The sequence below is a fragment of the Streptomyces sp. NPDC058796 genome (assembly GCF_042745235.1).
GTDB lineage: Bacteria > Actinomycetota > Actinomycetes > Streptomycetales > Streptomycetaceae > Streptomyces.
In genome coordinates this window covers 661,340-687,578 of record NZ_JBHYOP010000003.1, presented here as the reverse complement: position 1 = coordinate 687,578, position 26,239 = coordinate 661,340, and the positions used below count along the sequence as shown (strand labels likewise).

Here is a 26,239-nt window from a genome sequence, read left to right as displayed (position 1 = left end):
TTCCCTTTCCGGCGGCTCCGACTCTATCAGATCCTTTCGGGCTCTGATTCCCCGTCAGAGGGGGTTGTCTTCGCGGCTGTTGGGCCGTTCCGACGGAGTGAGACTTTAGCGGATTCCCGGCCTCCGAGCTAATCGGGGGCCGCGTCCTGTCGGACGTGGATTCCTCATTCCGTAATTACACACACCGACAACACGACAACGACGTCGACAACGCGACGGCTCGTCGAGGAGTGTTGGTACTTGCGGAATCGCTGTCCGGGGACCGACCGGGGTCGGCGCTCACGTCGGACAACTCGGAGAACACTACGAGGGCGCACGGGGGGTGTCAAATCCCGAGCAAGGCGGTCCGCCGGGGCGTAGTGTGGAGGTGTGATGACGCGTACGTGTACTCAGCTCTGGTGGGCCGCCTGACGGCGGCCGTACACACGTATGCACTCGACGGCCGCCGCTTCGGCGGCCGTTCTCGTATCTCCCTCCAGGAGGGACGGCCGGCGGATGGCGGCGGTCCTGACCAGGAGGTGGAGAGATGACACGGGTCTTCAGCGGGGTCAAGCCGACCGGGCACCTGACGCTGGGGAACTATCTGGGCGCGATGCGGAAGTGGGTCACGGTCGACCAGCATCGGTCGGACGCGCTGTTCTGCGTCGTCGACCTGCACGCACTGACCGTCGACCACGATCCGGCGCGGGTGCGCAGACTGAGCCGCCAGGCGGCCTCGCTGTTGCTGGCCGCGGGACTGGACCCCGAACTGTGCACGGTCTTCGTGCAGAGTCATGTGGACGAGCACGCGCGGCTGTCGTACGTACTGGAGTGCGTCGCCACCGACGGCGAGATGCGGCGGATGATCCAGTACAAGGAGAAGGCCGCGCGTGAGCGGGTGCGGGGTGGGAGTGTGCGGCTGTCACTGCTGACGTATCCCGTGCTGATGGCGGCGGACATCCTGGCGTACGGGGCGGACGAGGTGCCGGTGGGGGACGACCAGGCACAGCACGTGGAGCTGGCGCGGGATCTCGCGGTGCGGTTCAACCAGCGGTACGGGCACACGTTCGTGGTGCCCCGGGCGACCCTGCCGGGGGTGGCGGCGCGGGTCATGAACCTGCAGGAGCCGACGTCGAAGATGGGGAAGAGCGACGACGTCGGGCCGGGGATCGTCTACCTGCTGGACGAGCCGGAGGTGGTGCGGAAGAAGGTCGCGCGGGCCGTGACCGACAGCGGGCGGGAGGTCGTGTACGACCGTGAGGCGCGGCCGGGGCTCGCGAATCTGCTGGAGATCCTCGCCGCTTGTACGGGTGGGGAGCCGGCGTTGCTGGCGGGTGGATACGACTCGTACGGGGCGTTGAAGAAGGACACCGCCGAAGCCGTCGTCGAGGTACTTCGTCCCGTGCAGGAGCGGCACAAGGAGCTGTGCGCGGATCCCGGGTACGTGGAGGGCGTGCTGCGGGAGGGGGCGGACAAGGCTCGGGCGATGGCCCGGCCGACCGTGGATGCGGCCTACCGGGCGATCGGGTTGCTGCCTCCGGTGCCGGAGACGGTGGTGAGCGCGGACCGGTAGGCGCGGGCGGGGCCGGGCCGTTCTCAGTCCTTGGTGCCGGAGGCCAGTTCGCGGCTGCGGTCGCGGGCGGCTTCCAGGGCGGCGATGAGGGCGGCGCGGACGCCGTGGTTCTCGAGTTCGCGGATGGCGTTGATCGTGGTGCCGGCGGGGGACGTGACGTTCTCGCGGAGTCTGACCGGGTGTTCGCCGCTGTCGCGGAGCATCTTCGCGGCGCCGATCGCGGACTGGACGATCAGGTCGTGTGCCTTGTCGCGGGGCAGGCCCAGGAGGATGCCGGCGTCGGTCATGGCCTCGACCAGGTAGAAGAAGTACGCCGGGCCGGAGCCGGAGAGGGCGGTGCAGGCGTCCTGCTGGGACTCCGGGACGCGCAGGGTCTTGCCGACGGCGCCGAAGATCTCCTCGGTGTGGGCGAGGTGATCGGCGGTGGCGTGGGTGCCGGCGGAGATGACGGACATGGCCTCGTCGACCAGGGCCGGGGTGTTCGTCATGACGCGGACCACCGGGGTGCCGGGGGCGAGGCGTTCCTCGAAGAAGGCGGTGGGGATGCCCGCGGCGCCGCTGATGACCAGGCGGTCGGCGGGGACGTGCGGGGCGAGTTCGTCGAGGAGGGTGCCCATGTCCTGCGGCTTGACCGTGAGGATCAGGGTGTCGGCGGTCTTGGCGGCCTCGGCGTTGGTGACGGGGGTGACTCCGTGGCGGGCGCGGAGTTCGTCGGCCCGTTCCGGGCGGCGGGCGGTGACCAGGAGGTCGGCGGGGGCCCAGCCGGCTCCGATCATTCCGCTGAGCAGGGCTTCGCCGATCTTGCCGGTGCCGAGGACTGCGACTTTCTGGGTCATGGGTTCGGGTGCCCTCCGGTGACCTGTCTCGGGTGCGTCGTCCGTTGTCGTCATCCTCGCATTCGCGGTGACGGGTGGGGGTGTCGTGTCCAGTCCGCGGGACGCGGGTGGGTGGCTCGTCTGCTATGCCGTCCGGCGTTTCAGAGTCGCCGCGCCCAGGGTCAGGACCAGCAGGGCGCAGCCCGCGACGATCAGGGCGTCGCGGATGAAGGCGGCGGTCATGTCGGTGTGGTGGAGGACCTCGTTCATGCCGTCCACCGCGTACGACATCGGCAGGACGTCGGAGATCGCCTCCAGGGCGGGGTGCATCTTGTCGCGCGGGGTGAAGAGGCCGCAGAGGAGGAGCTGGGGGAAGATCACGGCCGGCATGAACTGCACCGCCTGGAACTCGGAGGCCGCGAAGGCCGAGACGAAGAGGCCGAGTGCCGTGCCGAGGAGGGCGTCGAGCAGCGCGACCAGGAGCAGGAGCCAGGGGCTGCCGGTCACGTCGAGGCCGAGGAGCCAGACGGCCAGGCCGGTGGCGAGGGCCGACTGGACGATGGCGAGCGTGCCGAAGGCCAGGGCGTAGCCGGCGATCAGGTCGCCCTTGCCCAGGGGCATGGCGAGGAGTCGTTCGAGGGTGCCGGAGGTGCGCTCGCGCAGGGTCGCGATGGACGTGACCAGGAACATCGTGATCAGCGGAAAGATCCCGAGGAGCGAGGCGCCGATGTTGTCGAAGGTGCGCGGGCTGCCGTCGAAGACGTAGCGCAGCAGGAAGAGCATCACGCAGGGGATCAGCATCAGCAGGGCGATGGTGCGCGGGTCGTGGCTCAGCTGGCGCAGGACCCGGGCCGCGGTGGCTGTGGTGCGGGAGAGGCTCAGGGGGCGAGTGGGGGCCGGGGTGAGGGCGGGAGCGGGGGTCGCGGGAGCCGTGGGCGTGGTCATCGGGTGGTCTCCTTCGTGCGGGTCGCCGCCTTCGCCTTCGCCTCGTCGACCAGGTGGAGGAAGGCTCCCTCGACCGTCTCGGAGCCGGTGCGGGTGCGCAGGGCGTCGGGGGTGTCCTCGGCGAGGATCTCGCCCTCGCGCATGAGGAGGAGGCGGTGGCAGCGCTCGGCCTCGTCCATGACGTGGGAGGAGACGAGGAGGGTGGCGCCGCGGTCGGTGGCGAGGGAGTGGAAAAGGGTCCACAGGTCTCGGCGGAGTACGGGGTCCAGGCCGACGGTCGGTTCGTCGAGGATCAGGAGTTCCGGGTCGCCGAGGAGGGCGACGGCGAGGGAGACCCGGCTGCGCTGGCCGCCGGAGAGGTTGCCGGCGAGGGCGTCGGCGTGGGTCGTGAGGTCGACGTCGGTGATCGCCCGGGTGACGTCCTCCCGGCGGTGGTCCGAGGCGGCTCGGCCGGGGGCGAGTATCGCGGCGAAGTAGTCGAGGTTCTGGCGGACGGTCAGGTCGTCGAAGACGGACGGGGCCTGGGTGACGTAGCCGATGCGGGTGCGGAGACCCGGGTGGCCGGCGGGACGGCCGAGGACGTCCAGGGTGCCGGTGACCTTGGCCTGGGTGCCGGCGATCGCGCGCATGAGGGTCGACTTGCCGCAGCCGGAGGGGCCGAGGAGGCCGGTGATCCGGCCGCGGGGGACGGTGAAGCCGAGGCCGCGCAGGACGGTGCGGGGGCCTCGGACGACGGTGAGGTCCTCGGCGTGGACGGCGGGTGTGGCGGGGTCGCCGTCGGCTTCTCCGGGTGGCACGGAAGAGTAATTCATCATGTGATGAATACTCCTCCGCGGCCCATCCGTCGTCAAGCGGTCGGTGGGGTCCTGGCGAGCAGGAGGACGACGACGTACGTCTCCTCGACGACTCCGTCCGGGAAGGCGGTCAGGAGGTGCCGGCGCTCGTCGGCCAGGAAGGCCGCGCGGCGTTCGGCGGTGTCGGTCAGGAAGACGGAGTGGCTGGTGATGTTGGCCAGGTGGGTGTCGACGGGGACGCGGCGGCTCCAGCGGATCTCGCGGCGGGTGAGGCCGAGGCGGCCTGCGGGGTCGGCGACGCCCGGGCCGACCTCCCGTCTCTCGGCGGACAGCTCGTGGCCGAAGTGCCGGTCGACGCGCCGGGCGGCATCGGCGATCCAGGGCACGTCGAAGGCCTCGGTGTTCCACCACAGCGCGAGCGTGCCGCCCGGACGCAGCACGCGGAGCGCCTCCGGGACCGAGAGCGCGGGGTCGGTCCAGTGCCATGCCTGGGCGTAGGTGAGGAGGTCGGAGCTGTGGTCGGCGAGGGGCAGGGCGTTGCCGTTCCCCCGGACGATCGGTACGTCGGGGAGGGCGCGGCGGCACTCGGCGGCCATGCCGGCGCCGGGTTCGACGGCGATCACGTCGGCGCCACGCGCGCGGAGACGGGCGGTGGCGATGCCCGTACCGGCGCCGACGTCCACGACGCGGGAGCCGGCCAGGGGACGGCCGGCGAACTCCTCCAGCGCGTCGAAGAGGGCGGACGGATAGGAGGGGCGGTTGGCGGCGTACTGGGCCGCGGCCGAGTTGAAGGAGTGGGCGCGGGCGGTGTGCGCGGCGGACTGGGCCGGTGGTGGGATGGCTCCGTGCGTCGTCATGCGGCCATGGTGACCGTGTGGCGCTGGGGTGCGCAGGGGGTTACGAGGAGGGACGGAGCCCCGCCGGGCCGGCGCTGGGGCGGGCCGATGACGGCCGGGGCGGGCCGAAGCCGGGGCAGGTGGCGGGCGGACCCGGCGCCGGGGCAGGTGGCGGGCGGCCGCCCGGGGACCGGCGAGGCGTCACCGGCGGCGGGTGTCGGCGCAGGAGACGTAGGCGAACGTAGGCGACGGGCCGGCGGTGGCGGTGTGCGGCGTGGTGACGGGCCCGCGGTGACGGCGGACGGCGTGCGGTGCGCGGCGTGCGTCGCGACGGTGTCTGCGACGGCGATGACGGCGTGCGGTGGGCGGTGTCAGCGGCGGCGCTGCTTCTTGGAGGGGTTGCCCGAGCGGCGGGTGGTTCGCTTCTCGTACTCCTCGCGGGCCTTCTCGTACTCCGCGCGGTGCAGTTTCTCGCCCGGGGCCTCGGCGAAGGTGCGGAAGAAGTAGGCGAGGAGGGAGCCGACGAAGCCGATGGCCAGCAGTCCGCGGAGGGAGGACTGGCGGTCGGGGTCGGGGCGGATGCCGAAGGAGGACCAGGTGTGGCGGAAGGCGAGGGCGCTGCAGACCGCGAACATCACGATCATCAGCAGCGAGACGAAGCTGCCGATGTCGGCGATCTGGAGGCCCTGGTAGGCGACGCGGAGCACGAAGCAGGCGGCGGCCGCCGCGGCGAGGGAGCCGACGGCGAGGCCCACCCGACGGGCGGTGTAGCCGTTGTCGTGGTGGACCCAGGTCGTGCCGTAGAACCGGAGGGGTTCGGGGCGGGGGCCCGCGGGGGTGTCCGGGGTGCCGTTCTTGCCGTTCTCTGCGCTCACGGGTCGATTATGGCGCGCGCGCCTCCCGGGGCGTTGCGGCGCGGTCAGCCGCCCTGGCCGGCGCTGCCGAGCGGACCGACCTGCACCGGGGTGCCGGAGCCGTCCGTGACGGGCAGCGTGGCACCGCCCGGCCAGTCGAGGGTGACCGACTTCGTCTCGTCCGGCGGGGTCACCACCAGCCCCGTGATGCGGACGCCGGAGCCGCCCGAGTCGTTGATCGGGTAGGTGATGCCGAAGGTGGTCCGCTCCCCGTCCTTCAGGACCACCGAGGGGGCCGGGTCACCCGTGCGCTCGGCGGACAGGGTGCCGGAGTTCGTCTTCAGGTCGACGCCCGCGTGGCCCGCGAGCGAGCAGTCCCGGCCGCCGCCGTTCTTCAAGTCCACCGCGACGGTGCCCCTGTCGTCGCCGCCGATCGTGGCGTCGACCGCCGTGATCTCCAGCTCGTCCGTGCGGCACTTCGCCGCCGCCTCGCCGTCCTCGCCGCTTCCGTCGGTGCCGCCCGTGCCGTCGGGGGTCTTCTCCGCGGAGTCCGTGCCGCCCTGCTGGTCCGGGTCCGCCGAACCGGTGCCGCCGGTCGAGGAGGACCCGGTGGAGGCGGACGGCGGGGCGGCGCTGGTGTCGGTGCCGTCGTCGTTCTGGCAGGCCGTGAGCGAGAGACCGGCGGCGAGGGCCATGGCGGCGATGGTCAGCTTGCGAACGCGCATCGTTGTCTACCTCAGAGTCGGTTGGCGTGCCGGTCCGCCCGTACCCATCGGTGCGAGCGGCGCTTGTGACCACCAAGAGCCACTCGGCCCGGCACGCCGTTCCCCTCGGCGACCTCCTAGGACGTCCTCAGGACAGTCCTGTTACAAGGTCAGCAGCGAGGGGCCACGTAACCGTCGCTGCCGGTGCGGACGTACGCGTCGGAGACGTACTGGCCGCTGCCGATGTTGTCCCAGATGTTCGAGGTGCCGTACGGGCCCGAGACCCTGGTGCCCGGCGTCTGGCAGTAGATCTGCACCCTCGACCCCTCGGGCAGGACCCGGACGACGGAGTAGCCGGTGCCGGGGCCGCTGCGGACGTTCAGCCGGTAGCCCGGCGCCACCGGATAGGAGCCGGCGGCAGCGGCCAGTGTGGTGACGGCCTCCGTGATCGCGTTCTCGTCCTCGCCCGCGGCGTCCGTGAGCTGGTCGACAGACATGAAAAACCTCCCCCGTTCACCCCACGAGCGCCGTGGGGTCACGTTGATTCCCCTGAGGCGAGCCGTGGAACAGCAGTTCGCGACTCGCACGCGGAGGCTAGCAAGCCACCTCGGCCCCGTCGGAACCATCGACTAGGCTCCGAGCGTCGCGCGCGCGAACGAACAGCACGGGGGTGGTTCCATGGCGCCGCAGCCGAACGCCGGAGCGGACGCGGAAGCGGAACTTCCGGAGTACGCCGGTCACTACCGTCTGGAGTCCTGTCTGGGCTCGGGTGGGATGGGCGTCGTGCACCTGGCCCGGAGCACCTCGGGGATGCGGGTCGCGGTGAAGGTCGTACACGCCTCGTATGCCAGGGACCCCGAGTTCAGAGGGCGGTTCCGGCAGGAGGTGGCCGCGGCGCGGCGGGTGAGCGGGGCCTTCACGGCGCCGGTCGTGGACGCCGACCCGGACGGCGGGCGACCTTGGATGGCCACGCTGTACATCCCCGGTCCGACACTCTCCGAGCAGGTGAAGCGGAACGGGCCCATGGCTCCGGACCAGTTGCGTCGGCTGATGGCCGGGCTCGCGGAGGCGCTGCGCGACATCCACCGGGTCGGGGTCGTGCACCGGGACCTGAAGCCGAGCAACGTGCTGCTCGCCGAGGACGGGCCGAAGGTCATCGACTTCGGCATCTCCCGGCCCAAGGACAGTGAACTGCGCACGGAGACCGGGAAGCTGATCGGCACGCCGCCGTTCATGGCGCCCGAGCAGTTCCGGCGGCCACGCGAGGTCGGGCCCGCCGCGGACGTGTTCGCGCTCGGGTCGCTCATGGTGCACGCGGCGACCGGACGCGGGCCGTTCGACTCCGACAGTCCCTACGTCGTCGCTTACCAGGTCGTGCACGACGAGCCCGACCTGACCGGCGTGCCGGAGACGCTCGCGCCGCTGGTGCTGCGGTGCCTCGCCAAGGAGCCCGGCGACCGGCCCACGCCGGACGAGCTGATGCGGGAACTGCGGTCGGCGGCGGCGGCGTACGACACGCAGGTGTTCATACCGGCGCAGCGGGTGCAGCCGGCACAGGAGGAAGCGGGGGTGGTGGCTCCGCAGGCGTCCGGGGCACCGGGCGCACGGGAGGACCCCGCCGTGGGGGAGGCTCCCGCGGAAAGTGCTCCGGGGCGACGCCGGGCGGACCCGCCCGCGCGGTGGTCCGTGCGGCGGCTGGGGTGGCGGACGGGACTGGTGGCCGGGGTGGTGAGTCTCGCCGTGCTGGGCGGGCTCGCCTCGGTCCAGGTGTTCGGCGGTGCGGACGCGGCGCGCAAGGCGCCCGCCGGTCGGAGCGCGCCCGGTGGTTTCGGCGTGTGGGAGGCGGCGCCCGCGTCCCGGGGCGGCGGGATGCCGCAGTGCTCGTACGCGGCGCGGGTGCTGCTGTGCGCGCGGCCCGGGGTGGTCTTCGCCCTCGATCCGGCCGACGGCGGGACGCTGTGGCGGCACGAGGTCGAGGAGACCACGCGGAGTGAACCGCCGGTCGTGTCGGGCGGGCTCGTACAGCCGTCCCTCGACCGGACCGGCACGCTGGAGGCGCTCGATCCCGCCACGGGCCGGCAGGTGTGGCAGGAGGACGTGCCCGAGTACGACGGAGTGCGCGCGGCCGGCGACACTCTGCTGCTCACCCGCTCCGACGGGACGGTCACCGGTGTGGACAGCGCCTCGGGCGACGTCGAGTGGTCGCACCGGATTCCGGGGCAGGCCGTACCGTACTTCTCGTCCTTCGCCCAGGACCCGTGGGCGTACGCGGTGAGTGCGGTCGGGGACGGGAACCGGACGCGGGTCACCGCGGTGGACCCGGCCACCGGTGACGTGCGGTGGGACGCGGAGCTGGCCGGGGCACTGACGCCCGTGGGGGCGGCGGACGGGTCGGTGTACCTCGTGGCGGGCGGTGCCGTGTACGGGGACGTGAAGGCCGTGGTGCGGTACACGCCCGGTACGGGTGACGTCCGGCGGGTGCGGCTGCCGGTGCCGGTCGCGCAGGCCGAGGCCGGGGTGCACGGGGACACCGTGTACCTGATGGGTGCGGGCGGTTCGCTCGTGGCCGTGGACATGTCGGCGGGGAAGCAGCGGTGGCGGCTGGAGACGGGCGTGAGCCGGGGCTCGGCGCCCGCGTCCGACGGGCGGCACGTGTACGTCACCGCGCCGGACGGGCGGCTCCTCGGTGTCGACGCCCGTGCGGGACGGCTGCTGGGGCAGACGCGGCCGCGGCTCGGTGCCGAGTCGGACCGCGTGCCCGCCGCGCTCCCCCGGCCCGTACCGGCGGGCGGCCACGTCTACGCCGGTGCGCCCGACGGCACGGTGTTCGGGGTGGCGGGGCTGGACCCCGCCGGCTGGTAGGCGGGGTCCGAGGGGCGTCAGCCGGCCGGCTTGCCCGGCGTCAGCCCAGCTTGCTCACGTCGCGCACGGCGCCCTTGTCGGCGCTGGTCGCCATCGCCGCGTACGCCTTCAGGGCCGCGGAGACCTTGCGGTCGCGGTTCTTCGGGGCGTACCGGCCGTTCAGGGCCTGCTCGCGGCGGGTCAGCTCGGCGTCGTCGACCAGCAGCTCGATGGAGCGGTTCGGAATGTCGATGCGGATGCGGTCGCCGTCCTCGACGAGGGCGATGGTGCCGCCGGCCGCCGCCTCGGGCGAGGCGTGACCGATGGACAGGCCCGAGGTGCCCCCGGAGAAGCGGCCGTCGGTGACCAGGGCACAGGCCTTTCCGAGGCCGCGGCCCTTCAGGTACGAGGTCGGGTAGAGCATCTCCTGCATGCCGGGGCCGCCCTTGGGGCCCTCGTAGCGGATGACGACGACGTCGCCCTCCTTGACCTGCTGGGTGAGGATCTTCTGGACGGCCTCCTCCTGCGACTCGCAGACGACGGCCGGGCCCTCGAAGGTCCAGATCGACTCGTCGACGCCGGCCGTCTTCACGACACAGCCGTCCACGGCGAGGTTGCCGCGCAGGACCGCGAGGCCGCCGTCCTTGGAGTAGGCGTGCTCCACGGAGCGGATGCAGCCGCCCTCGGCGTCCTCGTCCAGGGAGTCCCAGCGCTCGGACTGGGAGAAGGCCTCGGCGGAGCGGACGCAGCCGGGGGCCGCGTGCCACAGCTCGACGGCCTCCTGGGAGGGCGAGCCGCCGCGGATGTCCCAGGTCTTCAGCCAGTCGGCCAGGGACGGGCTGTGGACGGAGTGCACGTCCTCGTTGAGCAGGCCCCCGCGGTGCAGTTCGCCGAGGAGGGCGGGGATGCCGCCCGCGCGGTGCACGTCCTCCATGTAGTACGTGCGGTCCTTGGCGACGTTCGGCGCGACCTTGGCCAGGCACGGGACGCGGCGCGAGAGGGCGTCCATCTCGGTGAGGCCGTAGGGGACCTCCGCCTCCTGGGCGGCGGCCAGCAGGTGCAGGATCGTGTTGGTCGAGCCGCCCATCGCGATGTCCAGCGCCATGGCGTTCCCGAAGGCCGCGGGGGTGGCGATGTTGCGGGGCAGGACCGACTCGTCGTCCTGCTCGTAGTAGCGGCGGGTCAGGTCCAGGACCGTGCGGGCGGCGTTCTCGTAGAGCGCCTTGCGGGCGGTGTGGGTGGCCAGGACCGAGCCGTTGCCGGGGAGGGAGAGGCCGATGGCCTCGGTGAGGCAGTTCATCGAGTTGGCGGTGAACATGCCGGAGCAGGAGCCACAGGTCGGACAGGCGTTCTCCTCGATGCGGAGGATGTCCGCGTCGGAGATCTTGTCGTTGACCGCTTCCGACATCGCGTCGACCAGGTCCAGCGTGCGGACCGTGCCGTCGACCAGGGTGGCGCGGCCGGACTCCATCGGGCCGCCGGAGACGAAGACCGTCGGGATGTTCAGCCGCAGGGCGGCGTTGAGCATGCCCGGGGTGATCTTGTCGCAGTTGGAGATGCAGATCAGGGCGTCGGCGCAGTGGGCCTCGACCATGTACTCCACGCTGTCCGCGATCAGGTCGCGGGAGGGGAGGGAGTAGAGCATGCCGCCGTGGCCCATCGCGATGCCGTCGTCGACGGCGATCGTGTTGAACTCGCGCGGGATACCGCCGGCCGCGACGACCGCCTCGCTGACGATCCGGCCGACCGGGGCGAGGTGGGTGTGGCCCGGCACGAACTCCGTGAAGCTGTTGGCGACGGCGATGATCGGCTTCCGCCCGATGTCCGCGCCGGGTACACCGGAGGCACGCATAAGGGCGCGGGCGCCCGCCATGTTGCGGCCGTGGGTGACTGTGCGGGACCTCAGTTCGGGCATCGTCGCTCGCTCCTTCGGAGAGTTATGACTGCCGTCGAGCGTACGCCGGTCATCCAGGGGTCGGGACAGGGTGTCCGGAATGCGGGATGCGCGTCTCGCCGTCGCCGGCCCGGCAGGCACCCGGGCGTGGCCTCAGGGGCCGGTGAGGTGGCCCTGTACGACCGGTGCGAGGCGGGCGACGAGGTCCTCCGGGTCGGCCGAGGCCAGCGGCTCCACCTTGATCACGTAGCGGAGCATCGCGCACCCCACCAGTTGCGCCGCCGCCAGTTCGACGCGCAGCTCCGCGTCCGGCCGCTCCAGCCGGGCCGCGACGCGGCGCATCACCTGGGCGGCGATCAGGCGGCGGAAGACGGCGGCGGCGGTCTCGTTGTTCACGGCGGAGCGGACGATGGCCAGCACCGGCTTGCGGGTGGCCGGGTTCTCCCACACACCGATGATGAACCTGGTGAGCCGCTCGCCGACGTCGTCGAGGGGGCCGTCGCCGATCGCGTCCGGGGCCTCGAACGCGGGCGCGAAGGCGACCTCGATGGCCGCCTCGAAGATCTGCTCCTTGGTGCCGAAGTAGTGGTGCACCAGTGCCGCGTCGACGCCCGCCGCCTTGCCGATGCCGCGTACGGAGGTCTTCTCGTAGCCGCGCTCGGAGAACTCCTCACGGGCCGCGCCGAGGATGCGGGCGCGCGTGTCGACGGACTCCGTGCGCGGGGGACGGCCGCGGCGGCGGGTCCCCTCCGGGGTACCGGTCACCGCCCCTGTGCCTTCGCCGCCGAAGCCAGGTGCAGGCGGGTGAAGGCCAGCGCCTCGGCGAGATCGGCCTCACGTTCGGCGCTGGACATCGCGCGACGGGTGTTGACCTCGATGACGACATGCCCGTCGAAGCCGGTGTGCGCCAGGCTCTCCAGCACCTCGGCGCAGGGCATGCTGCCGCGGCCGGGCACCAGGTGCTCGTCCTTCGCGGAGCCCTTGCCGTCGGCGAGGTGGACGTGGCCGAGGCGGTCGCCCATGCGGTCGACCATGGCGAGGGCGTCGGTGCGGGAGGTGGCGGCGTGGCTGAGATCGATCGTGAAGTGGCGGTAGTCGTCCTTCGTCACGTCCCAGTCGGGGGCGTACGCCTGCATCTCGCGGTCCCGGTAGCGCCAGGGGTACATGTTCTCGACGGCGAACCGCACGTCCGTCTCGTCCGCCATCCGCCAGATGCCGTCGACGAAGTCCCGGGCGTACTGACGCTGCCACCGGAACGGCGGGTGGACGACGACGGCGGACGCGCCGAGCCGCTCGGCGGCGGCCCGGGCGCGCTGGAGCTTGGTCCAGGGGTCGGTGGACCAGACGCGCTGCGTGATGAGCAGGCACGGGGCGTGCACGGCCAGGATCGGCATGTGGTGGTAGTCGCTGAGTCTGCGCAGGGCGTCGATGTCCTGGCTGACGGGGTCCGTCCAGACCATGACCTCGACGCCGTCGTAGCCGAGGCGCGCGGCGATCTCGAAGGCCGTCGCGGTCGACTCCGGGTAGACGGAGGCGGTCGACAGGGCGACCTTCGCATCCGGGATGCGGACTACGTCCCTTGGTTCTGCCACGGGGGCCAGGTTACGGGGTGGGGGCGGGGAGCCGTGGGGTGGCTGCTCGCCGTTGTGGTGCTCGGCACACGGCGGGTGCGGTTTTCGCCGTGGTTGCCCGAGCCCGCGCGGCGGAGCCGCTCGTCGATACGGCCCCGCGCCTCTCGGGGCGCGTCATCCCTGGCCCATGTGGTCCAGGCGCCGCAGGATCACGCCCTCCCTGAGGGCCCACGGGCAGATCTCCAGGCTCTCCACGTGGAAGAGGTCCATCGCGGCCTCCGCGACCAGGGCGCCGGCCAGCAACTGGTTCGCCCGGCCCTCGGACACGCCGGGCAGCTCGGCGCGCTCGGCGGTGGTCATGGCACCCAGGCGGGGCACCCACGCCTCCAGGGAGGCGCGTTTCAGCTCGCGCTGGACGTACAGGCCCTCCGCCGAGCGGGCGGCGCCCGCGATGCGGGCCAGCTGCCGGAAGGTCTTGGAGGTGGCGACCACGTGGTCCGGGGCGCCGAAGCGGCTGAACTCGCCGACCGTCCGGGCGATCTCCGTACGGACGTGGCGGCGCAGCGCCCTGACGTCGTCCGGGTGGGGCGGGTCGCCGGGCAGGCGGGCGGCGGTCAGCCGGCCCGCGCCGAGCGGCAGCGACACGGCGGTGTCGGGCTCCTCGTCGATGCCGTAGGCGATCTCCAGGGAGCCGCCGCCGATGTCGAGGACCAGCAGCTTGCCCGCGGACCAGCCGAACCAGCGGCGGACGGCGAGGAAGGTGAGCCGTGCCTCCTCCTCGCCGCTGAGGACCGCCAGCTCGACGCCGGTCTCGGTGCGCACACGCGCGAGGACGTCGTCGGCGTTGGTCGCCTCGCGCACCGCGGAGGTGGCGAACGGCAGCAGGTCCTCGACGCCCTTGTCCTCGGCGGCGCGGAGGGCGTCGTGGACGACGGCGATCAGGCGGTCGACGCCGTCGGGGCCGATGGCGCCGTCCTCGTCGAGGAGCTGGGCGAGGCGCAGGTCGGCCTTGTGGGAGTGCGCGGGCAGCGGGCGGGCGCCGGGGTGGGCGTCCACCACCAGCAGATGCACCGTGTTCGAACCCACGTCGAGGACACCGAGTCTCATGTACGGAACGCTACTGCCGGCGGGGCGGGCGGCGGCACCGTGTTCGCGCTCGGGCGACTTACCCTGGAGCCGTGCCAAAGACGAAGAAGGCGAAGGACGACAAGTCGGCCAAGCGGAGTAAACAGGAAAAGAAGCGCGAAATGGGCGAAGAGAAGGGGCTCGACTTCGCACGCGCGTGGGTGGAGTTTCCGGATCCGGCGGACGACGAGCAGGTCTTCCGCTGCGATCTGACATGGCTGACCTCTCGCTGGAACTGCATCTTCGGCAGCGGCTGCCAGGGCATCCAGGCGGGCCGCGCGGACGACGGGTGCTGCTCGCTGGGCGCCCACTTCTCCGACGAGGACGACGAGAAGCGGGTCGCCGAGCACGTGGCGAGGCTCACGCCGGACATCTGGCAGCACCACGCCGAGGGCACGCGGGACGGGTGGGTCTCCGAGGACGAGGAGGGCTCCCGGCAGACCCGGCCCTTCCAGGGCTCGTGCATCTTCCAGAACCGGCCCGGGTTCGCGGGCGGTGCGGGGTGCTCGCTGCACATCCTGGCGCTCAGGGAGGGCCGGGAGCCGCTGGAGACCAAGCCGGACGTGTGCTGGCAGCTGCCGGTGCGGCGGACGTACGAGTGGATCGACCGGCCCGACGACACGCGTGTGCTGCAGGTGTCGATCGGTGAGTACGACCGCCGGGGGTGGGGGCCGGGCGGGCACGACCTGCACTGGTGGTGCACCTCGGCGACCTCGGCGCACGGCGCGGGGGAACCTGTGTACGTCTCCTACCGGCCGGAGTTGATCGAGCTGATGGGCAAGGCGGGGTACGACCGGCTGGTCGAGCTGTGCGAGGAGCGGCTGGCGTCGCAGCTGCCGCTGCTGGCGCCTCATCCGGCGGATCCGGGAGCGGACCGCCGCTGAAGTCGGGCGGGGGCGGACCGGCCAGATCGGGCGGGGCTCGTCGGACTGCTCCTGGATGGGCAGGCGGTCAGGCGGCCGGACTCGGGTCGCCGGTGTCGCTCGGGGGTGGTGAGGAGCCGTCCGGGTCGCCGGTGCCGCCCGTGCCGTCGGTGGGTGACGGGTCGTCGGTCGGGGTCGTCGGGTCCGGGGTCGGCGAGGTGGACGGGTCGTCCGTGGGCGTCGGGTCGGGGGGCTGCGAGGTGGACGGGTCCGGGGCCGGATCGGGCCCGGGGCCCGAGGGGGGCGGGGAGTCGTCGGGCGTGCTGGGGCGCGGGCCCGGGTGGGACGGGCTGGGGGCGGTGCCGTAGCCCTGGATGGAGACGACCGCGCCGGCGGGCGAGACGGCCACGCGGGCGCGCCAGTGGCCGGACGGTTCGCGCAGGTGGTCCACGTACACCTTGATCGTCAGTGACTCGCCGGGGTGCAGGGTGCCCGAGGACTGACTGAGGTAGAGCCACGACGCCCCGGTGGTCGCGGACCAGCTCACCGGTCCGTCTCCGGTCGCGGTGAGGGTGACCAGGGTGGTGTCGCCGTCGTGGCCGGCCGCCACCTCCAGGTGACCGGCGCCCTTCTCGCCGGCGCCGGAGACGCTGACGACCTCGACGGAGACGTCGGCCTTGCCGTTCTTGCCGAACCGGGGGCCGGGGGTGGTGTGGGTGTTGCCGGTGTTCTCGAAGCCGTAGCCGCCGCCCGCGGACTCGCCGTCCAGACCGCTGGGGTCCTGCGCCTCGGTGGCGCTGGACGAGCGGCCTTCCTCGCCCTCGACGACCGGGGTGCCGCGGTAGGCGGCCCACAGCGCGAGCACGGGGGCCGCCACCACGGTGGCGACGACGGTCGTGGTGACGGCGCGCGCCCGCAGGCGGTCGCGGCGGGCCGCGCGGTCCTTGGGGTCCATCGGGAAACCGCGCCGGTCGAAGCGGGGGGCCGCGCTCCGCGCGCGCGGTACGTGGGCCATGGCCATGTGCAGTGCCGCGCGGGGGGCCTCCAGGACGGGCAGCTCCGCGGGGGTCACGCTGGTGCCGGGCCAGCGGCCGGGGATCGCGCGTTCGGCGGTGCGGCGGCAGCGGGGGCAGTCGTCGACGTGCCGGACCAGTTCGCGGCGGAGGGCTGTGCTCAGTACGTACTGGTTGTCGCCGGTGAGGCGGGCGACGCCCGGGCAGGTGCCGGTCTCGACCACGGCGAGGGCGGCGCGGGTGCGTTCCACCTCGCAGGCGGCGGAGGCGAGCAGTTCGCGGGTGGCGGCCAGGTCCATGCCGAGGACGGCGGCGACCTCGTGGGCGGCGAGGTGGTGGCGCACGGCGAGTTCGAGGGCCTCGCGCTGCTCCGGGGTGGTGCCGGCGGCCTCCGGCCAGGCGAGGAGGGCGAGTTCGCGGCGGTGGCGCTGGTGTTCCTCGTCGTTGTGGGTGGTGTCGGGCGGGGGTGGTGCGGTGCCTTGGTCGCGGGCGTCGGGGCGGCCGGCCGCGTGGCTGCTCGGACGTTTCTGCTTGGCCTTGGCCTCGGCGAGCTTGCGCAGGCATGCCCAGCGGGCCAGGGCGTACAGCCATGCCCTGCGGTCGGCGGCGGAGCCGGGGCCACGCTGGCCTCGGTGGGTGCGGCGCTCGGCGAGTGCGAGGGCGTCGCCCAGGGCGGCGGTCGCGGCGTCGTGGTCGCAGAGGACGGACAGGCAGTACGTGAACAGGCCGTCCAGGTAGGCGTCGTAGCGCGCGGGCGGTCGCTCCGCCAGCGTCCGCGCCGCGGTGCGGTCACGCGCTTCCCGGTGCGCCCGGTGTGCGCCGGTCGTGCGGGTCGTGGTCTCCGTACTGCTGCTCATCACTCGGCGACCGTAGGGGGCTATGGGTGGCGCGAACTGGCGCGTTGGGCACTTTTAACCCGTACGGGTGAAACGATCCCTCATAAGGGGACAGGAAGCCGTTGTTCCGTGGATGGGGCGGGGTGGGGGGTGATCCGTTCGGGGTGGTGGGGCGGGGTGCCTGCGGGTGCCTGCGGGTGCCTGCGGCGGTGGGGCGGGTGGGCAGCGGCACCCCGCAGCGCCGGTCGCGCACCCATCCCCACGCCGGTGCGCCGGGCGGACCGCGAGGGGCGTTGTCAGTGGGGGCGGTTACGGTTCGTGCATGGCTGCCCGTGCGAAGACCAGCAAGGAACGGCCGTCCTACCGCTGCACCGAGTGCGGCTGGCAGACGGCCAAGTGGCTCGGCCGCTGTCCCGAATGCCAGGCATGGGGCACGGTCGAGGAGTACGGCGCGCCCGCCGTGCGGACGACCACACCGGGGCGTGTGACCACGTCCGCGCTGCCCATCGGGCAGGTCGACGGGCGGCAGGCCACCGCCCGGCCCACCGGCGTGCCCGAGCTGGACCGGGTGCTCGGCGGCGGGCTGGTGCCCGGTGCCGTGGTGCTGGTCGCGGGTGAGCCCGGCGTGGGGAAGTCCACGCTGCTGCTGGACGTCGCGGCCAAATCGGCCAGTGACGAGCACCGGACGCTGTACGTCACGGGTGAGGAGTCGGCGAGCCAGGTGCGGCTGCGGGCCGACCGGATCAAGGCGATCGACGATCACCTGTATCTCGCGGCCGAGACCGACCTCGCGGCGGTGCTGGGGCATCTGGACGCCGTGAAGCCGTCACTGCTGATCCTTGACTCCGTGCAGACGGTCGCCTCTGGCGAGATCGACGGGGCGCCGGGGGGCATGGCGCAGGTGCGGGAGGTCGCGGGGGCGCTGATCCGCGCGTCGAAGGAACGCGGGATGTCCACGCTGCTGGTGGGGCACGTCACCAAGGACGGGGCCATCGCCGGGCCCCGGCTGCTGGAGCACCTGGTGGACGTGGTGCTGCACTTCGAGGGCGACCGGCACGCGCGGCTGAGGCTGGTGCGGGGGGTCAAGAACCGGTACGGCACGACGGACGAGGTCGGCTGCTTCGAGCTGCACGACGAGGGGATCACGGGGCTGGCCGACCCCAGCGGGCTGTTCCTCACGCGGCGTGCCGAGCCGGTGCCCGGCACCTGTCTGACCGTCACCCTGGAGGGGCGCCGGCCACTGGTGGCCGAGGTGCAGGCACTGACCGTCGACTCGCAGATTCCGTCCCCGCGGCGTACGACGTCCGGGCTGGAGACCTCCCGGGTGTCGATGATGCTGGCCGTGCTGGAGCAGCGCGGGCGGATCAGTGCCCTGGGCAAGAGGGACATCTACTCGGCGACGGTCGGGGGCGTGAAGCTGTCCGAGCCGGCCGCGGACCTGGCGATCGCGCTGGCGCTGGCGAGTGCCGCGAGCGACACCCCGCTGCCGAAGAACCTCGTGGCGATCGGCGAGGTCGGTCTCGCCGGTGAGGTGAGACGGGTCACGGGCGTGCAGCGCAGGCTCTCCGAGGCGCACCGCCTGGGATTCACGCACGCCCTGGTACCGAGCGACCCCGGGCGGGTCCCCGACGGCATGAAGGTCCTGGAAGTCGCGGACATGGGTGACGCTCTGCGGGTGCTTCCGCGCTCGCGTCGGCGAGAGGCCCCACGCGAGGCGGAGGACCGCCGGTAGACTTTGCCCTGGTCTCGTCCGTCCGTACGACCGAGTGTGCGACACGGGAGCGCCAGAAGAACCTGCGACCGGAGGAGTGCAGTGGCAGCCAACGACCGGGCAGCAGCTCCCGGAAAGTCCGGTGGGAGTGCCGGTGCCGATGGCCTGATGCGCGCCTCGCTGAGCGCGGTGGCGCCCGGCACGCTGCTGCGGGACGGCCTGGAGCGGGTCCTGCGCGGCAACACCGGCGGTCTGATCGTGCTGGGCTCGGACAAGACCGTCGAGTCCATGTGCACCGGCGGTTTCGTCCTGGATGTGGAGTTCACCGCGACGCGGCTGAGGGAGCTGTGCAAGCTCGACGGCGGCATCGTGCTGTCGTCGGACCTGTCGAAGATCCTGCGGGCGGGGGTGCAGCTGCTTCCGGATCCGACCATTCCCACGGAGGAGACCGGTACGCGGCACCGTACGGCGGACCGGGTGAGCAAGCAGGTCGGGTTCCCCGTCGTGTCGGTTTCGCAGTCGATGCGGCTGATCGCGCTGTACGTGGACGGGCAGCGGCGGGTGCTCGAGGATTCCGCCGCCATCCTGTCGCGGGCCAATCAGGCGCTGGCGACCCTGGAGCGGTACAAGCTGCGGCTGGACGAGGTCGCGGGCACGCTGTCGGCGCTGGAGATCGAGGACCTGGTGACCGTCCGGGACGTCTCGGCGGTCGCGCAGCGGCTGGAGATGGTGCGCCGGATCGCGACCGAGATCGCCGAGTACGTGGTCGAGCTGGGGACGGACGGGCGCCTGCTGGCGCTTCAGCTGGACGAGCTGATCGCCGGTGTCGAGCCGGAGCGGGAGCTGGTCGTGCGGGACTACGTGCCCGAGCCGACCGCGAAGCGGTCCCGCACGGTCGACGAGGCGCTCGCCGAGCTGGACAAGCTCAGCCATGCGGAGCTGCTCGAACTGTCGACGGTGGCGCGGGCGTTGGGGTACACGGGCTCGCCCGAGACGCTGGACTCCGCCGTGTCGCCGCGCGGGTTCCGGCTGCTGGCGAAGGTGCCGCGGCTGCCGGGCGCGATCATCGACCGGCTGGTGGAGCACTTCGGCGGTCTGCAGAAGCTGCTCGCCGCGAGCGTGGACGACCTGCAGACGGTGGACGGCGTCGGTGAGGCGCGTGCGCGCAGCGTGCGGGAAGGGCTGTCGCGGCTGGCGGAGTCGTCGATCCTGGAGCGGTACGTCTAGCCGTCCCGTCGCGGGCCGGGCTCAGTCGTTCTTCAGGACGAAGGACGCCCGCACCTTCTCGAAGCCCTCGGCCTTCGCCTCCACCAGGTACGTGCCGGCCTTCGCCGATCCCGCCGGAGGGGTCCCGCACTCGGGGGCGCTGGGCTTGCGGTCCCACTCCACGGTGTAGGTGATGCCGCTGCCCGCGGCCACCCGGTACCGCAGGCTGCCCTTGCCCTCCACGCAGTCGTCGGAGGACCAGTACGCGTCGTCGCCCTCGGCCGGCGTGATCGTCAACACCGCGTGCTCCGGGCCGAGATCGACCTGGCAGTCGGCACCGGAGGTGTTGCGCGCGGTCAGTTCGAAGGTGGGGGTCTGGCCCGGCGTGTAGCTGTTGCGGACACTGCGCAGGCTCAACTTCACGGCGCCCGGGGTGCAGTTGGGCAGGCCCGAACCACCCGGCAGCGCGTCGCCCGCGCCGACTCCGGTCACCGCGCCGCCCGCGGAGCCGCCGGTGCCCGCGCCGCTTCCGGTGCTGCCGCCGCCCGCGTCGCCGGAGCCGGAGCCACTGCCGCTGCCGCTGCCGTCCGCTCCCCCGCTGCCCGAGCCCGATCCTCCGGAGCCCTCTCCGCCCGACTCGTCGCGTCCGCCCGGCGCTTCGCTGATCGCCGGGCCGGAACTCGACGGTCCAGGAGTGATCGAGGGTGCCGGGTTCTTGCCGTCGGCGCCGTTCTCGCGGTCCTTGCCGCCGCCACCGCCGCCGGAGACCACGATCACCGTGATCAGCAGCGCCAACAGGGCGAGCAGGGACAGCAGTACGGCCCTCCGTCGCCAGTAGATGGAGGAGGGAAGCGGCCCGACCGGATTGCGCAGAGATCCCACGGCGCAAACTGTACGAGAGATCGGCGCGTTCCCTTGTCCCACCCGCCGTTCGGGACCGCATCTTTTACCGATCATCATTCCGGAGACGGGCCCCGGCCCCCTGCCGATCGTCAGGGGCGGCAGCTGTCGATCGCAGGGTGTGACGAGTCCGGGCCGTTGCCTACCGTCCGTGAACATGAACTTCGAGGACGACGAGCTCTACCGCGACATCACCGGCTTCGCCCACGACACCCCAACGTGGGTACAGCACACGGCGGAAGTGTGGACGGAGGCGGGAATCCTGTTGTTCGGGGCGCTGTTCGTCGTCGCCTGGTGGCGGTCGAGGAGCGACAGCACCCGTGCGTTCGCGATCGCGGTCCTTGCACCCGTGGCCACGGTCGTGGCGTACGTCTGCAGCGAGCTGGTCAAGTCCGGTTTCGCGCAGGAGCGTCCGTGCCGCGCTGTCGCCGGGGCGGTGCCGTCCCTGGCCGAGTGCCCGCCGACCGGCGACTGGTCCTTCCCGAGCAACCACGCGACGATAGCGGGCGCTTCGGCGGTGACACTGGTCCTGGTCCGAAGGGCGGCGGTGTGGCTGACGGTGCCGCTGGCCCTGCTGATGGCCTTCTCCCGGGTCTTCGTCGGGGTGCACTACCCGCACGACGTCGTCGCCGGGCTGCTGTTCGGCGCCCTGCTCGCCGCCGTGGCCGTACGTCTCGGCACGCGCCCGGCGACGCGGCTGGCCGGAGCGATGCGGGCGTCGTCGGCGCCGGCGGTGCGGTGGCTGACCGGGGCGGGGCCGCACACCGCGTACGCCGCCTCGCACCGGCGACGTTGAGGCGGCTCAGACCTCCGGCTCGACCAGTCCCGCCTCGTACGCGACGATCGCCGCCCGGACCCGGTTGCGCACCTCCAGCCGTTCCAGCACCGCGCTCACGTACGCCTTCACCGTGCCCTCGACGAGGTGCAGCCGGGCGGCGATCTCCGGGTTGGACAGGCCGGCGCCGACGAGGCCGAGGACCTCGCGCTCGCGCGGGCTGAGGCGGGCGACGCTCGCGCGTGCCCGTTCCTCGCGGGCGAGGCGGCCGCCGTCCCGGCCGAGGTCCTCGACGACGTACCGGGCGACCTTCGGGGACAGGAAGGCCGCGCCCTCCGCCACGGCCCGTACGCCGGCCATCAGTTCGTAGGGGTCGCCGGACTTGAGCAGGAAGCCGGTGGCTCCGGCGGCCAGGGCCCGGGCCACGTAGGCCTGTTCGGAGAAGGTGGTCAGCATCGCGACGGCCGTGCCGGGAACGGTCCGGACGATCTCCTCGGCCGCCGCGAGACCGTCCAGGCGGGGCATCCGGATGTCGAGCAGGGCCACGTCGGGGCGGTGGGCGCGGGCGAGACCGATCGCCTCGCGGCCGTCGCCCGCCTCGGCGACGACCTCGCTCTCGCCACCGCTCGCCAGGATGGCGCGCACACCGGCCCGCACCATCGCCTCGTCGTCGGCCAGCAGTACCCGGATCACCGTACGGGTCCTCCGTTCTCCGCGTTCTCGTCACGGTCCTGGTCCGGTCGGCCGACGCCGGGGACCACGTCCTTGGCGATCAGTCTCCCCTGCCGCCCCGGCGCGTCGAAGCAGAGCCGGAAGTGGTCGATGGAGACGAGCAGTTCGCCGCTCGCCCGGTAGTAGCGGCAGTGGGCACCCGGGGGCGGTGCGGGGGCGCGGTCGGTGGGCGGGTCGTGCGCCTCGCGGTCCGGCAGCACGGGGGCGGCCTCCTCGTACGGCGTTCCCGGGCGCAGTTGCGCGTACGCGGCCGGGGTGAGCACCGAGTGCGTCTCCGTGTACGCGTACCAGCCGAACGCCGCGCCGACCAGGACGACGCCCGCACCGGCGGCGGCGCCCAGGCCCAGGGCGACGCGGCGGCGGGCGCGGGTGAAGGGGGTGGCCGGGGCGGGGGGCGGCACCGCGGGGGTGGTGGGCTGCTGTGCCGGGACGTACGCCCGGACGCGGAACCCCTCTCCGTGCGGGCCGGCCCGGAAGTCGCCGCCGACCGACGTGACGGCGGCGCGCAGCCCGAGCAGGCCCGACCCGCCGCGGGTCGGCGCCGCCTCCTCGGTGGCCGGTCCGTTGGTGACGGTGACGGTCGTGCCGCGGGCGTGGCTCCCGACCGCCACGACGACCGGGGCGCCCGGGGCGTGGCGGGCCGCGTTGGTGAGTGCCTCGCGCACGACGCGGTGCAGGAGGCGTCCGGCGACGCCGCCGGGTTCCGGTGCCGGGGGCGCGGCGGTGTCCCGAGGCCGCTCCCAGCGGACCGGGAGGCCCGACTCGGCGGCTCTGGCGACGAGTTCCTCGATGCTCTCCCCGGCGGGGGCGAGCGGGGCCGGCTCGTCGTCCTCGCGCAGTACGCCGATGATGCGGTGCAGGTGGTCGGTGGCGTCCGCGGCGGCGGCGCGCAGGTCGGCCGCGGCGGCCCGGTGGTCGGCGGTGAGGCCGGGCGAGACCTGGAGGGCGGCGGCGCGCAGGGCGAGCAGGCTCAGTTCGTGGCCGAGGGAGTCGTGCATGTCCTGGGCGATCCGGGCCCGCTCGCGCAGCCTGGCCCGCTCCTCGGCGTGCCGCTGCTCGTCCTCCAGCCGGGCCGCCCTGAGCCAGCCGGCCTCGGCCAGCGCCCGGCTCTGGCGCCAGTAGCGCCCGCAGAGCCAGGGGAAGACGCAGCCGAAGAGCAGCGTGCCCGTCAGGACCAGCCACTCGGGCGGCGGGTCGGCTCCGACGAGCGCGATCCGCACCGTGCCGACGAGGCCGACGGCCACGAAGGCGGCCACGGCGGGGCGGGCGCACGGTGCTCGCAGGCCCAGCAGGAGGGCGAAGACGCCCAGGGCGGGGCCGTAGGAGACGGTGAACAGGGCCGGGGCGGCGGTCAGCCCCAGGGCCGCCGTGAGGGTGAAGGAGAGGAGCGGCCGCCGGCGGGACAGCGCGGCGGCCACGGCGAGCACCCCCAGCCCGCCCAGCCGCTGCCACAGGGGCCGCGGCTCGTTCATCCCGAGCCGGTCGGCGGTGACGGCGGGCAGCGCCAGGACGGCCCAGAGGAGGACGCCCCTGCCGAGGTGAGCGAGACCGAGAGCGGCGCCGCCGACCCCGGCGGCGGGGCCGGGACCGGGGGCAGCCCCCGCAGCCGTGGCGGGTCCCGTAGCCGGAACCGACGAGACACCCCCCGCACCCGAACCCGGGCCGGGACCGGAGGCAGCCCCCGCGGCGGGGGGCGCTTCCGTGGTGGGCGCCGTGTCGTCGGCCGGACGGGTTCCTTCCATGGGCCCGACGCTACAAGCGGCGGACGGGGCGGCGCCCCTGCCGATCGTCAGGTGTCGTCGCCGCCACCGGGTGGCGGTGCGCCCGTACGGGGGTCCTTCCGTGGCAGGATCGGAGGGTCATGACTGCGCCCACGAAGCCCTCGCACAACGGCCCCTCCGACCCCGCCGCGACCCCGGCCCCCGCCGCCGCGTCCGGCGGGCCGCTGCACGCCCCCGTCGTCGACTGGTTCGCCGAACACGCCCGCGATCTGCCGTGGCGGCGCCCCGAGGCCGGTGCCTGGGGTGTGATGGTCAGTGAGTTCATGCTCCAGCAGACGCCGGTGAACCGCGTCCTGCCCGTCTACGAACAGTGGCTGGCCCGCTGGCCGCGCCCCGCCGACCTCGCCGCGGAGGCTCCCGGCGAGGCGGTCCGGGCCTGGGGCCGGCTCGGCTATCCGCGTCGCGCCCTGCGCCTGCACGGCGCCGCCGCGGCCATAGCGGAACGGCACGGCGGCGACGTGCCGTCGGACCACGCGCAGCTGCTGGCGCTGCCCGGCATCGGTGAGTACACGGCCGCCGCGGTCGCCTCGTTCGCCTACGGCCAGCGGCACGCCGTGCTGGACACCAACGTCCGCCGCGTCCTCGCCCGCGCGGTCACCGGGGTGCAGTACCCGCCCAACGCCACCACCGCCGCCGAACGGAAGCTGGCGCGCACACTGCTGCCGGACGACGAGGGCGACGCCGCCCGCTGGGCCGCCGCCTCGATGGAGCTGGGCGCCCTGGTGTGCACGGCGAAGAACGAGTCCTGCCACCGCTGCCCGATCTCCGGCCGGTGCGCCTGGCGGCTGGCCGGCAAGCCCGCGCACGACGGACCGCCGCGGCGCGGGCAGACGTACGCGGGCACCGACCGGCAGGTGCGCGGTCGGCTGCTCGCGGTGCTGCGCGAGGCGCCGGGACCGGTGCCGCAGGCGGCGCTCGACCAGGTGTGGCACGAGCCGGTGCAGCGCGCCCGCGCCCTGGACGGCCTGGTCGCCGACGGCCTGGTGGAACCGCTGGCGGACGGTCTGTACCGGCTGCCGCTGAGCTGACGCCGCCCGTAACACCGCCACGGCCGGGTAAATCCCTTTCGTCACCCTCGTCACTCTTGTCCCTCTCGAATGACGCATCCTTTTGTCCGGTTCCTCCTTCCGTTACACAACCGACGGGCAGCCGAGGGATTGCCGCAGGGTCCTTCGCACAACGCCGTGACAACGCTTCCCTAACTTCGTTTCCGTGCCCCACAGGCACAGAGGACTACGGACCACAGGCAGTGGGCCGGCGGTGACCACCGTCGGGATACGGGGATCGGAAGGCGGTTGACATGGGCGAGGTGCTCGAGTTCGAGGAGTACGTCCGCACCCGGCAGGACGCGCTGCTGCGCAGTGCCCGGCGCCTGGTCCCGGACCCCGTCGACGCCCAGGACCTGCTGCAGACCGCGCTGGCGCGGACGTACCGCCGCTGGTCGACCATCGAGGACAAGCGGCTCGCGGACGCCTACCTGCGCCGGGTGATGATCAACACGCGGACCGAGTGGTGGCGGGCGCGGAAGCTGGAGGAGGTGCCGACCGAGCAGCTCCCGGAGTCCTGCGTGGACGACTCCACCGAGCAGCACGCGGACCGCGCCCTGCTGATGGACGTCATGAAGGTGCTCGCCCCGAAGCAGCGCAGTGTCGTGGTGCTGCGACACTGGGAGCAGATGTCAACGGAGGAGACCGCCGCCGCCCTCGGCATGTCGGCGGGAACGGTCAAGAGCACGCTGCACCGGGCGCTCGCCCGGCTCCGCGAGGAGCTGGTCGCCCGCGATCTGGACGCGCGGGCGCTGGAGCGTGAGGAGCGGGAGCGTTGCGCGGCCTGACCAACGGTCGATCACCCGGCGGGGCGAGGAACGGCACGCAGGCGGCGAGTGCGGCGGTGGCCGCGTTCGTCGCCCTCGGCGTTTCCCTGTCCGGCTGCGGGGCCGGCGGCACCGGCGCCCGTGACGAGGGGCCCGCCCACGCGGAGGCGGTGGAGGGCGCCGCCTCCCCCTCCCCCGTGGCCTCCCCCTCCCGGGTTCCCAAGCGCGTGGACGCGGTGCGGCTCGTGAAGACCGACCCGAAGGTCTCCGCCGAGGTCAAGCGCGAGCTGAAGCCGTGCGCCGGCGACCAGTACCCCGTCGACGTGTCGTACGGGAAGCTGACCGGCGGATCGGCCGAGGACGTCGTCGTCAACGTGCTGACGTGCGCCGACGGCGTGGGTGTGGGCAGTTACGTGTACCGCGAGGAGGACGGCGCGTACCAGAATGTGTTCCAGGCCGAGGAGCCCCCGGTCTACGCGGAGATCGACCGCGGCGACCTGGTGGTGTCCAAGCAGGTGTACGAGAGGGGCGACACGGTGTCGAGCCCGTCCAGCCAGATCGTGATCACGTACGGCTGGGCCTCGGGCCGGTTCACCGAGGAGTACCGCACCCACAACGACTACAGCAACGCGGTCGGAGGCGTGCCCTCTCCGGCTCCGGACAGCTGACCCGGCCCGT

At 73.2% G+C, this 26,239-nt stretch carries 24 protein-coding genes; 9 read left to right on the top strand and 15 right to left on the bottom strand.

The window, feature by feature from the left end; all coding sequences use genetic code 11:
• The first annotated feature begins 526 nt into the window (after positions 1-526).
• Positions 527-1,552 (top strand): tryptophan--tRNA ligase, encoded by a 1,026-nt coding sequence (gene trpS / locus ACFW47_RS11875; RefSeq protein ID WP_386288471.1) that lies wholly within the window; start codon positions 527-529, stop codon positions 1,550-1,552.
• A gap of 23 nt (positions 1,553-1,575) precedes the next feature.
• Here the strand turns inward: trpS and proC are convergent, their stop codons facing one another.
• The 7 genes from proC to ACFW47_RS11840 all read right to left on the bottom strand — a co-directional run bounded on the left by proC (position 1,576) and on the right by ACFW47_RS11840 (position 6,997).
• Positions 1,576-2,388: a pyrroline-5-carboxylate reductase gene (proC, locus tag ACFW47_RS11870; RefSeq protein WP_386288469.1), complete on the bottom strand. Its 813-nt coding sequence runs from the start codon at positions 2,386-2,388 to the stop codon at positions 1,576-1,578.
• Between the two features lie 123 nt (positions 2,389-2,511).
• Positions 2,512-3,312, bottom strand: coding sequence for an ABC transporter permease (locus ACFW47_RS11865; protein ID WP_386288467.1), 801 nt, complete (start codon positions 3,310-3,312; stop codon positions 2,512-2,514).
• On the bottom strand, positions 3,309-4,127 hold the full coding sequence (locus ACFW47_RS11860; RefSeq protein WP_386288465.1) for an ABC transporter ATP-binding protein: 819 nt from the start codon (positions 4,125-4,127) through the stop codon (positions 3,309-3,311). The genes ACFW47_RS11865 and ACFW47_RS11860 overlap by 4 nt, the downstream gene beginning before the upstream one ends.
• A 32-nt stretch (positions 4,128-4,159) precedes the next feature.
• Positions 4,160-4,963 carry a class I SAM-dependent methyltransferase gene (locus ACFW47_RS11855; RefSeq protein WP_386305655.1) on the bottom strand — a complete coding sequence of 268 codons (804 nt, stop codon included), beginning with the start codon at positions 4,961-4,963 and terminating at the stop codon, positions 4,160-4,162.
• A gap of 350 nt (positions 4,964-5,313) precedes the next feature.
• Positions 5,314-5,817 carry an EamA/RhaT family transporter gene (locus tag ACFW47_RS11850; protein WP_384475987.1) on the bottom strand — a complete coding sequence of 168 codons (504 nt, stop codon included), beginning with the start codon at positions 5,815-5,817 and terminating at the stop codon, positions 5,314-5,316.
• 44 nt (positions 5,818-5,861) lie between these two features.
• The gene (locus ACFW47_RS11845) at positions 5,862-6,521 is read right to left on the bottom strand and encodes a DUF4232 domain-containing protein (protein WP_386305654.1); all 660 of its coding nucleotides are present in this window, start codon (positions 6,519-6,521) and stop codon (positions 5,862-5,864) included.
• A 149-nt stretch (positions 6,522-6,670) separates the two neighbouring features.
• Complete coding sequence (locus tag ACFW47_RS11840; RefSeq protein ID WP_386288459.1) at positions 6,671-6,997, bottom strand: SH3 domain-containing protein; 327 nt, start codon at positions 6,995-6,997, stop codon at positions 6,671-6,673.
• 181 nt (positions 6,998-7,178) lie between these two features.
• On the opposite strand from ACFW47_RS11840, the gene ACFW47_RS11835 reads away from it, so the two are divergent.
• On the top strand, positions 7,179-9,362 hold the full coding sequence (locus ACFW47_RS11835; RefSeq protein ID WP_386305652.1) for a serine/threonine-protein kinase: 2,184 nt from the start codon (positions 7,179-7,181) through the stop codon (positions 9,360-9,362).
• A 40-nt stretch (positions 9,363-9,402) separates the two neighbouring features.
• Here ACFW47_RS11835 and ilvD read toward each other — a convergent pair whose 3' ends face one another.
• The 4 genes from ilvD to ACFW47_RS11815 all read right to left on the bottom strand — a co-directional run bounded on the left by ilvD (position 9,403) and on the right by ACFW47_RS11815 (position 13,913).
• On the bottom strand, positions 9,403-11,256 hold the full coding sequence (gene ilvD, locus ACFW47_RS11830) for a dihydroxy-acid dehydratase (RefSeq protein ID WP_386288455.1): 1,854 nt from the start codon (positions 11,254-11,256) through the stop codon (positions 9,403-9,405).
• Positions 11,257-11,388: 132 nt separating this feature from the next.
• Positions 11,389-12,000, bottom strand: coding sequence for a TetR family transcriptional regulator (locus ACFW47_RS11825; RefSeq protein ID WP_386288454.1), 612 nt, complete (start codon positions 11,998-12,000; stop codon positions 11,389-11,391).
• The gene (locus ACFW47_RS11820; protein ID WP_386288452.1) at positions 11,997-12,827 is read right to left on the bottom strand and encodes a sugar phosphate isomerase/epimerase family protein; all 831 of its coding nucleotides are present in this window, start codon (positions 12,825-12,827) and stop codon (positions 11,997-11,999) included. The genes ACFW47_RS11825 and ACFW47_RS11820 overlap by 4 nt, the downstream gene beginning before the upstream one ends.
• 153 nt (positions 12,828-12,980) lie before the next feature.
• The gene (locus tag ACFW47_RS11815; RefSeq protein ID WP_386288450.1) at positions 12,981-13,913 is read right to left on the bottom strand and encodes a Ppx/GppA family phosphatase; all 933 of its coding nucleotides are present in this window, start codon (positions 13,911-13,913) and stop codon (positions 12,981-12,983) included.
• 71 nt (positions 13,914-13,984) lie between these two features.
• On the opposite strand from ACFW47_RS11815, the gene ACFW47_RS11810 reads away from it, so the two are divergent.
• Positions 13,985-14,815, top strand: coding sequence for a hypothetical protein (locus tag ACFW47_RS11810; protein ID WP_386305651.1), 831 nt, complete (start codon positions 13,985-13,987; stop codon positions 14,813-14,815).
• 67 nt (positions 14,816-14,882) lie between these two features.
• On the opposite strand, the gene ACFW47_RS11805 is transcribed toward ACFW47_RS11810, so the two are convergent.
• A complete protein-coding gene (locus tag ACFW47_RS11805) occupies positions 14,883-16,664 on the bottom strand; it encodes a hypothetical protein (protein WP_386305649.1) in 1,782 nt (593 codons plus the stop codon).
• A 301-nt stretch (positions 16,665-16,965) separates the two neighbouring features.
• On the opposite strand from ACFW47_RS11805, the gene radA reads away from it, so the two are divergent.
• Both radA and disA read left to right on the top strand, forming a co-directional pair.
• Positions 16,966-18,375: a DNA repair protein RadA gene (gene radA / locus ACFW47_RS11800; protein WP_386288445.1), complete on the top strand. Its 1,410-nt coding sequence runs from the start codon at positions 16,966-16,968 to the stop codon at positions 18,373-18,375.
• Positions 18,376-18,456: 81 nt separating this feature from the next.
• Positions 18,457-19,581, top strand: a complete 1,125-nt coding sequence (disA, locus tag ACFW47_RS11795) for a DNA integrity scanning diadenylate cyclase DisA (protein ID WP_029394644.1) — start codon at positions 18,457-18,459, stop codon at positions 19,579-19,581.
• A gap of 21 nt (positions 19,582-19,602) precedes the next feature.
• On the opposite strand, the gene ACFW47_RS11790 is transcribed toward disA, so the two are convergent.
• Positions 19,603-20,442: a hypothetical protein gene (locus ACFW47_RS11790; protein WP_386305648.1), complete on the bottom strand. Its 840-nt coding sequence runs from the start codon at positions 20,440-20,442 to the stop codon at positions 19,603-19,605.
• Positions 20,443-20,617: 175 nt separating this feature from the next.
• Here ACFW47_RS11790 and ACFW47_RS11785 point away from each other — a divergent pair, with 175 nt between their 5' ends.
• A complete protein-coding gene (locus ACFW47_RS11785) occupies positions 20,618-21,256 on the top strand; it encodes a phosphatase PAP2 family protein (RefSeq protein ID WP_386305647.1) in 639 nt (212 codons plus the stop codon).
• A gap of 6 nt (positions 21,257-21,262) precedes the next feature.
• On the opposite strand, the gene ACFW47_RS11780 is transcribed toward ACFW47_RS11785, so the two are convergent.
• Positions 21,263-21,928, bottom strand: coding sequence for a response regulator (locus ACFW47_RS11780; protein WP_386288438.1), 666 nt, complete (start codon positions 21,926-21,928; stop codon positions 21,263-21,265).
• On the bottom strand, positions 21,925-23,709 hold the full coding sequence (locus tag ACFW47_RS11775; protein ID WP_386305645.1) for a sensor histidine kinase: 1,785 nt from the start codon (positions 23,707-23,709) through the stop codon (positions 21,925-21,927). Before ACFW47_RS11775 ends, ACFW47_RS11780 begins: the two co-directional genes overlap by 4 nt.
• A 119-nt stretch (positions 23,710-23,828) precedes the next feature.
• Between ACFW47_RS11775 and ACFW47_RS11770 the strand changes: the two genes are divergently transcribed.
• The 3 genes from ACFW47_RS11770 to ACFW47_RS11760 all read left to right on the top strand — a co-directional run bounded on the left by ACFW47_RS11770 (position 23,829) and on the right by ACFW47_RS11760 (position 26,229).
• Positions 23,829-24,776, top strand: a complete 948-nt coding sequence (locus ACFW47_RS11770; RefSeq protein WP_386288434.1) for an A/G-specific adenine glycosylase — start codon at positions 23,829-23,831, stop codon at positions 24,774-24,776.
• A 272-nt stretch (positions 24,777-25,048) separates the two neighbouring features.
• Complete coding sequence (locus ACFW47_RS11765; RefSeq protein ID WP_043371941.1) at positions 25,049-25,582, top strand: SigE family RNA polymerase sigma factor; 534 nt, start codon at positions 25,049-25,051, stop codon at positions 25,580-25,582.
• A complete protein-coding gene (locus ACFW47_RS11760; RefSeq protein ID WP_386288432.1) occupies positions 25,570-26,229 on the top strand; it encodes a hypothetical protein in 660 nt (219 codons plus the stop codon). Before ACFW47_RS11765 ends, ACFW47_RS11760 begins: the two co-directional genes overlap by 13 nt.
• The last annotated feature ends 10 nt before the right edge of the window (positions 26,230-26,239 follow it).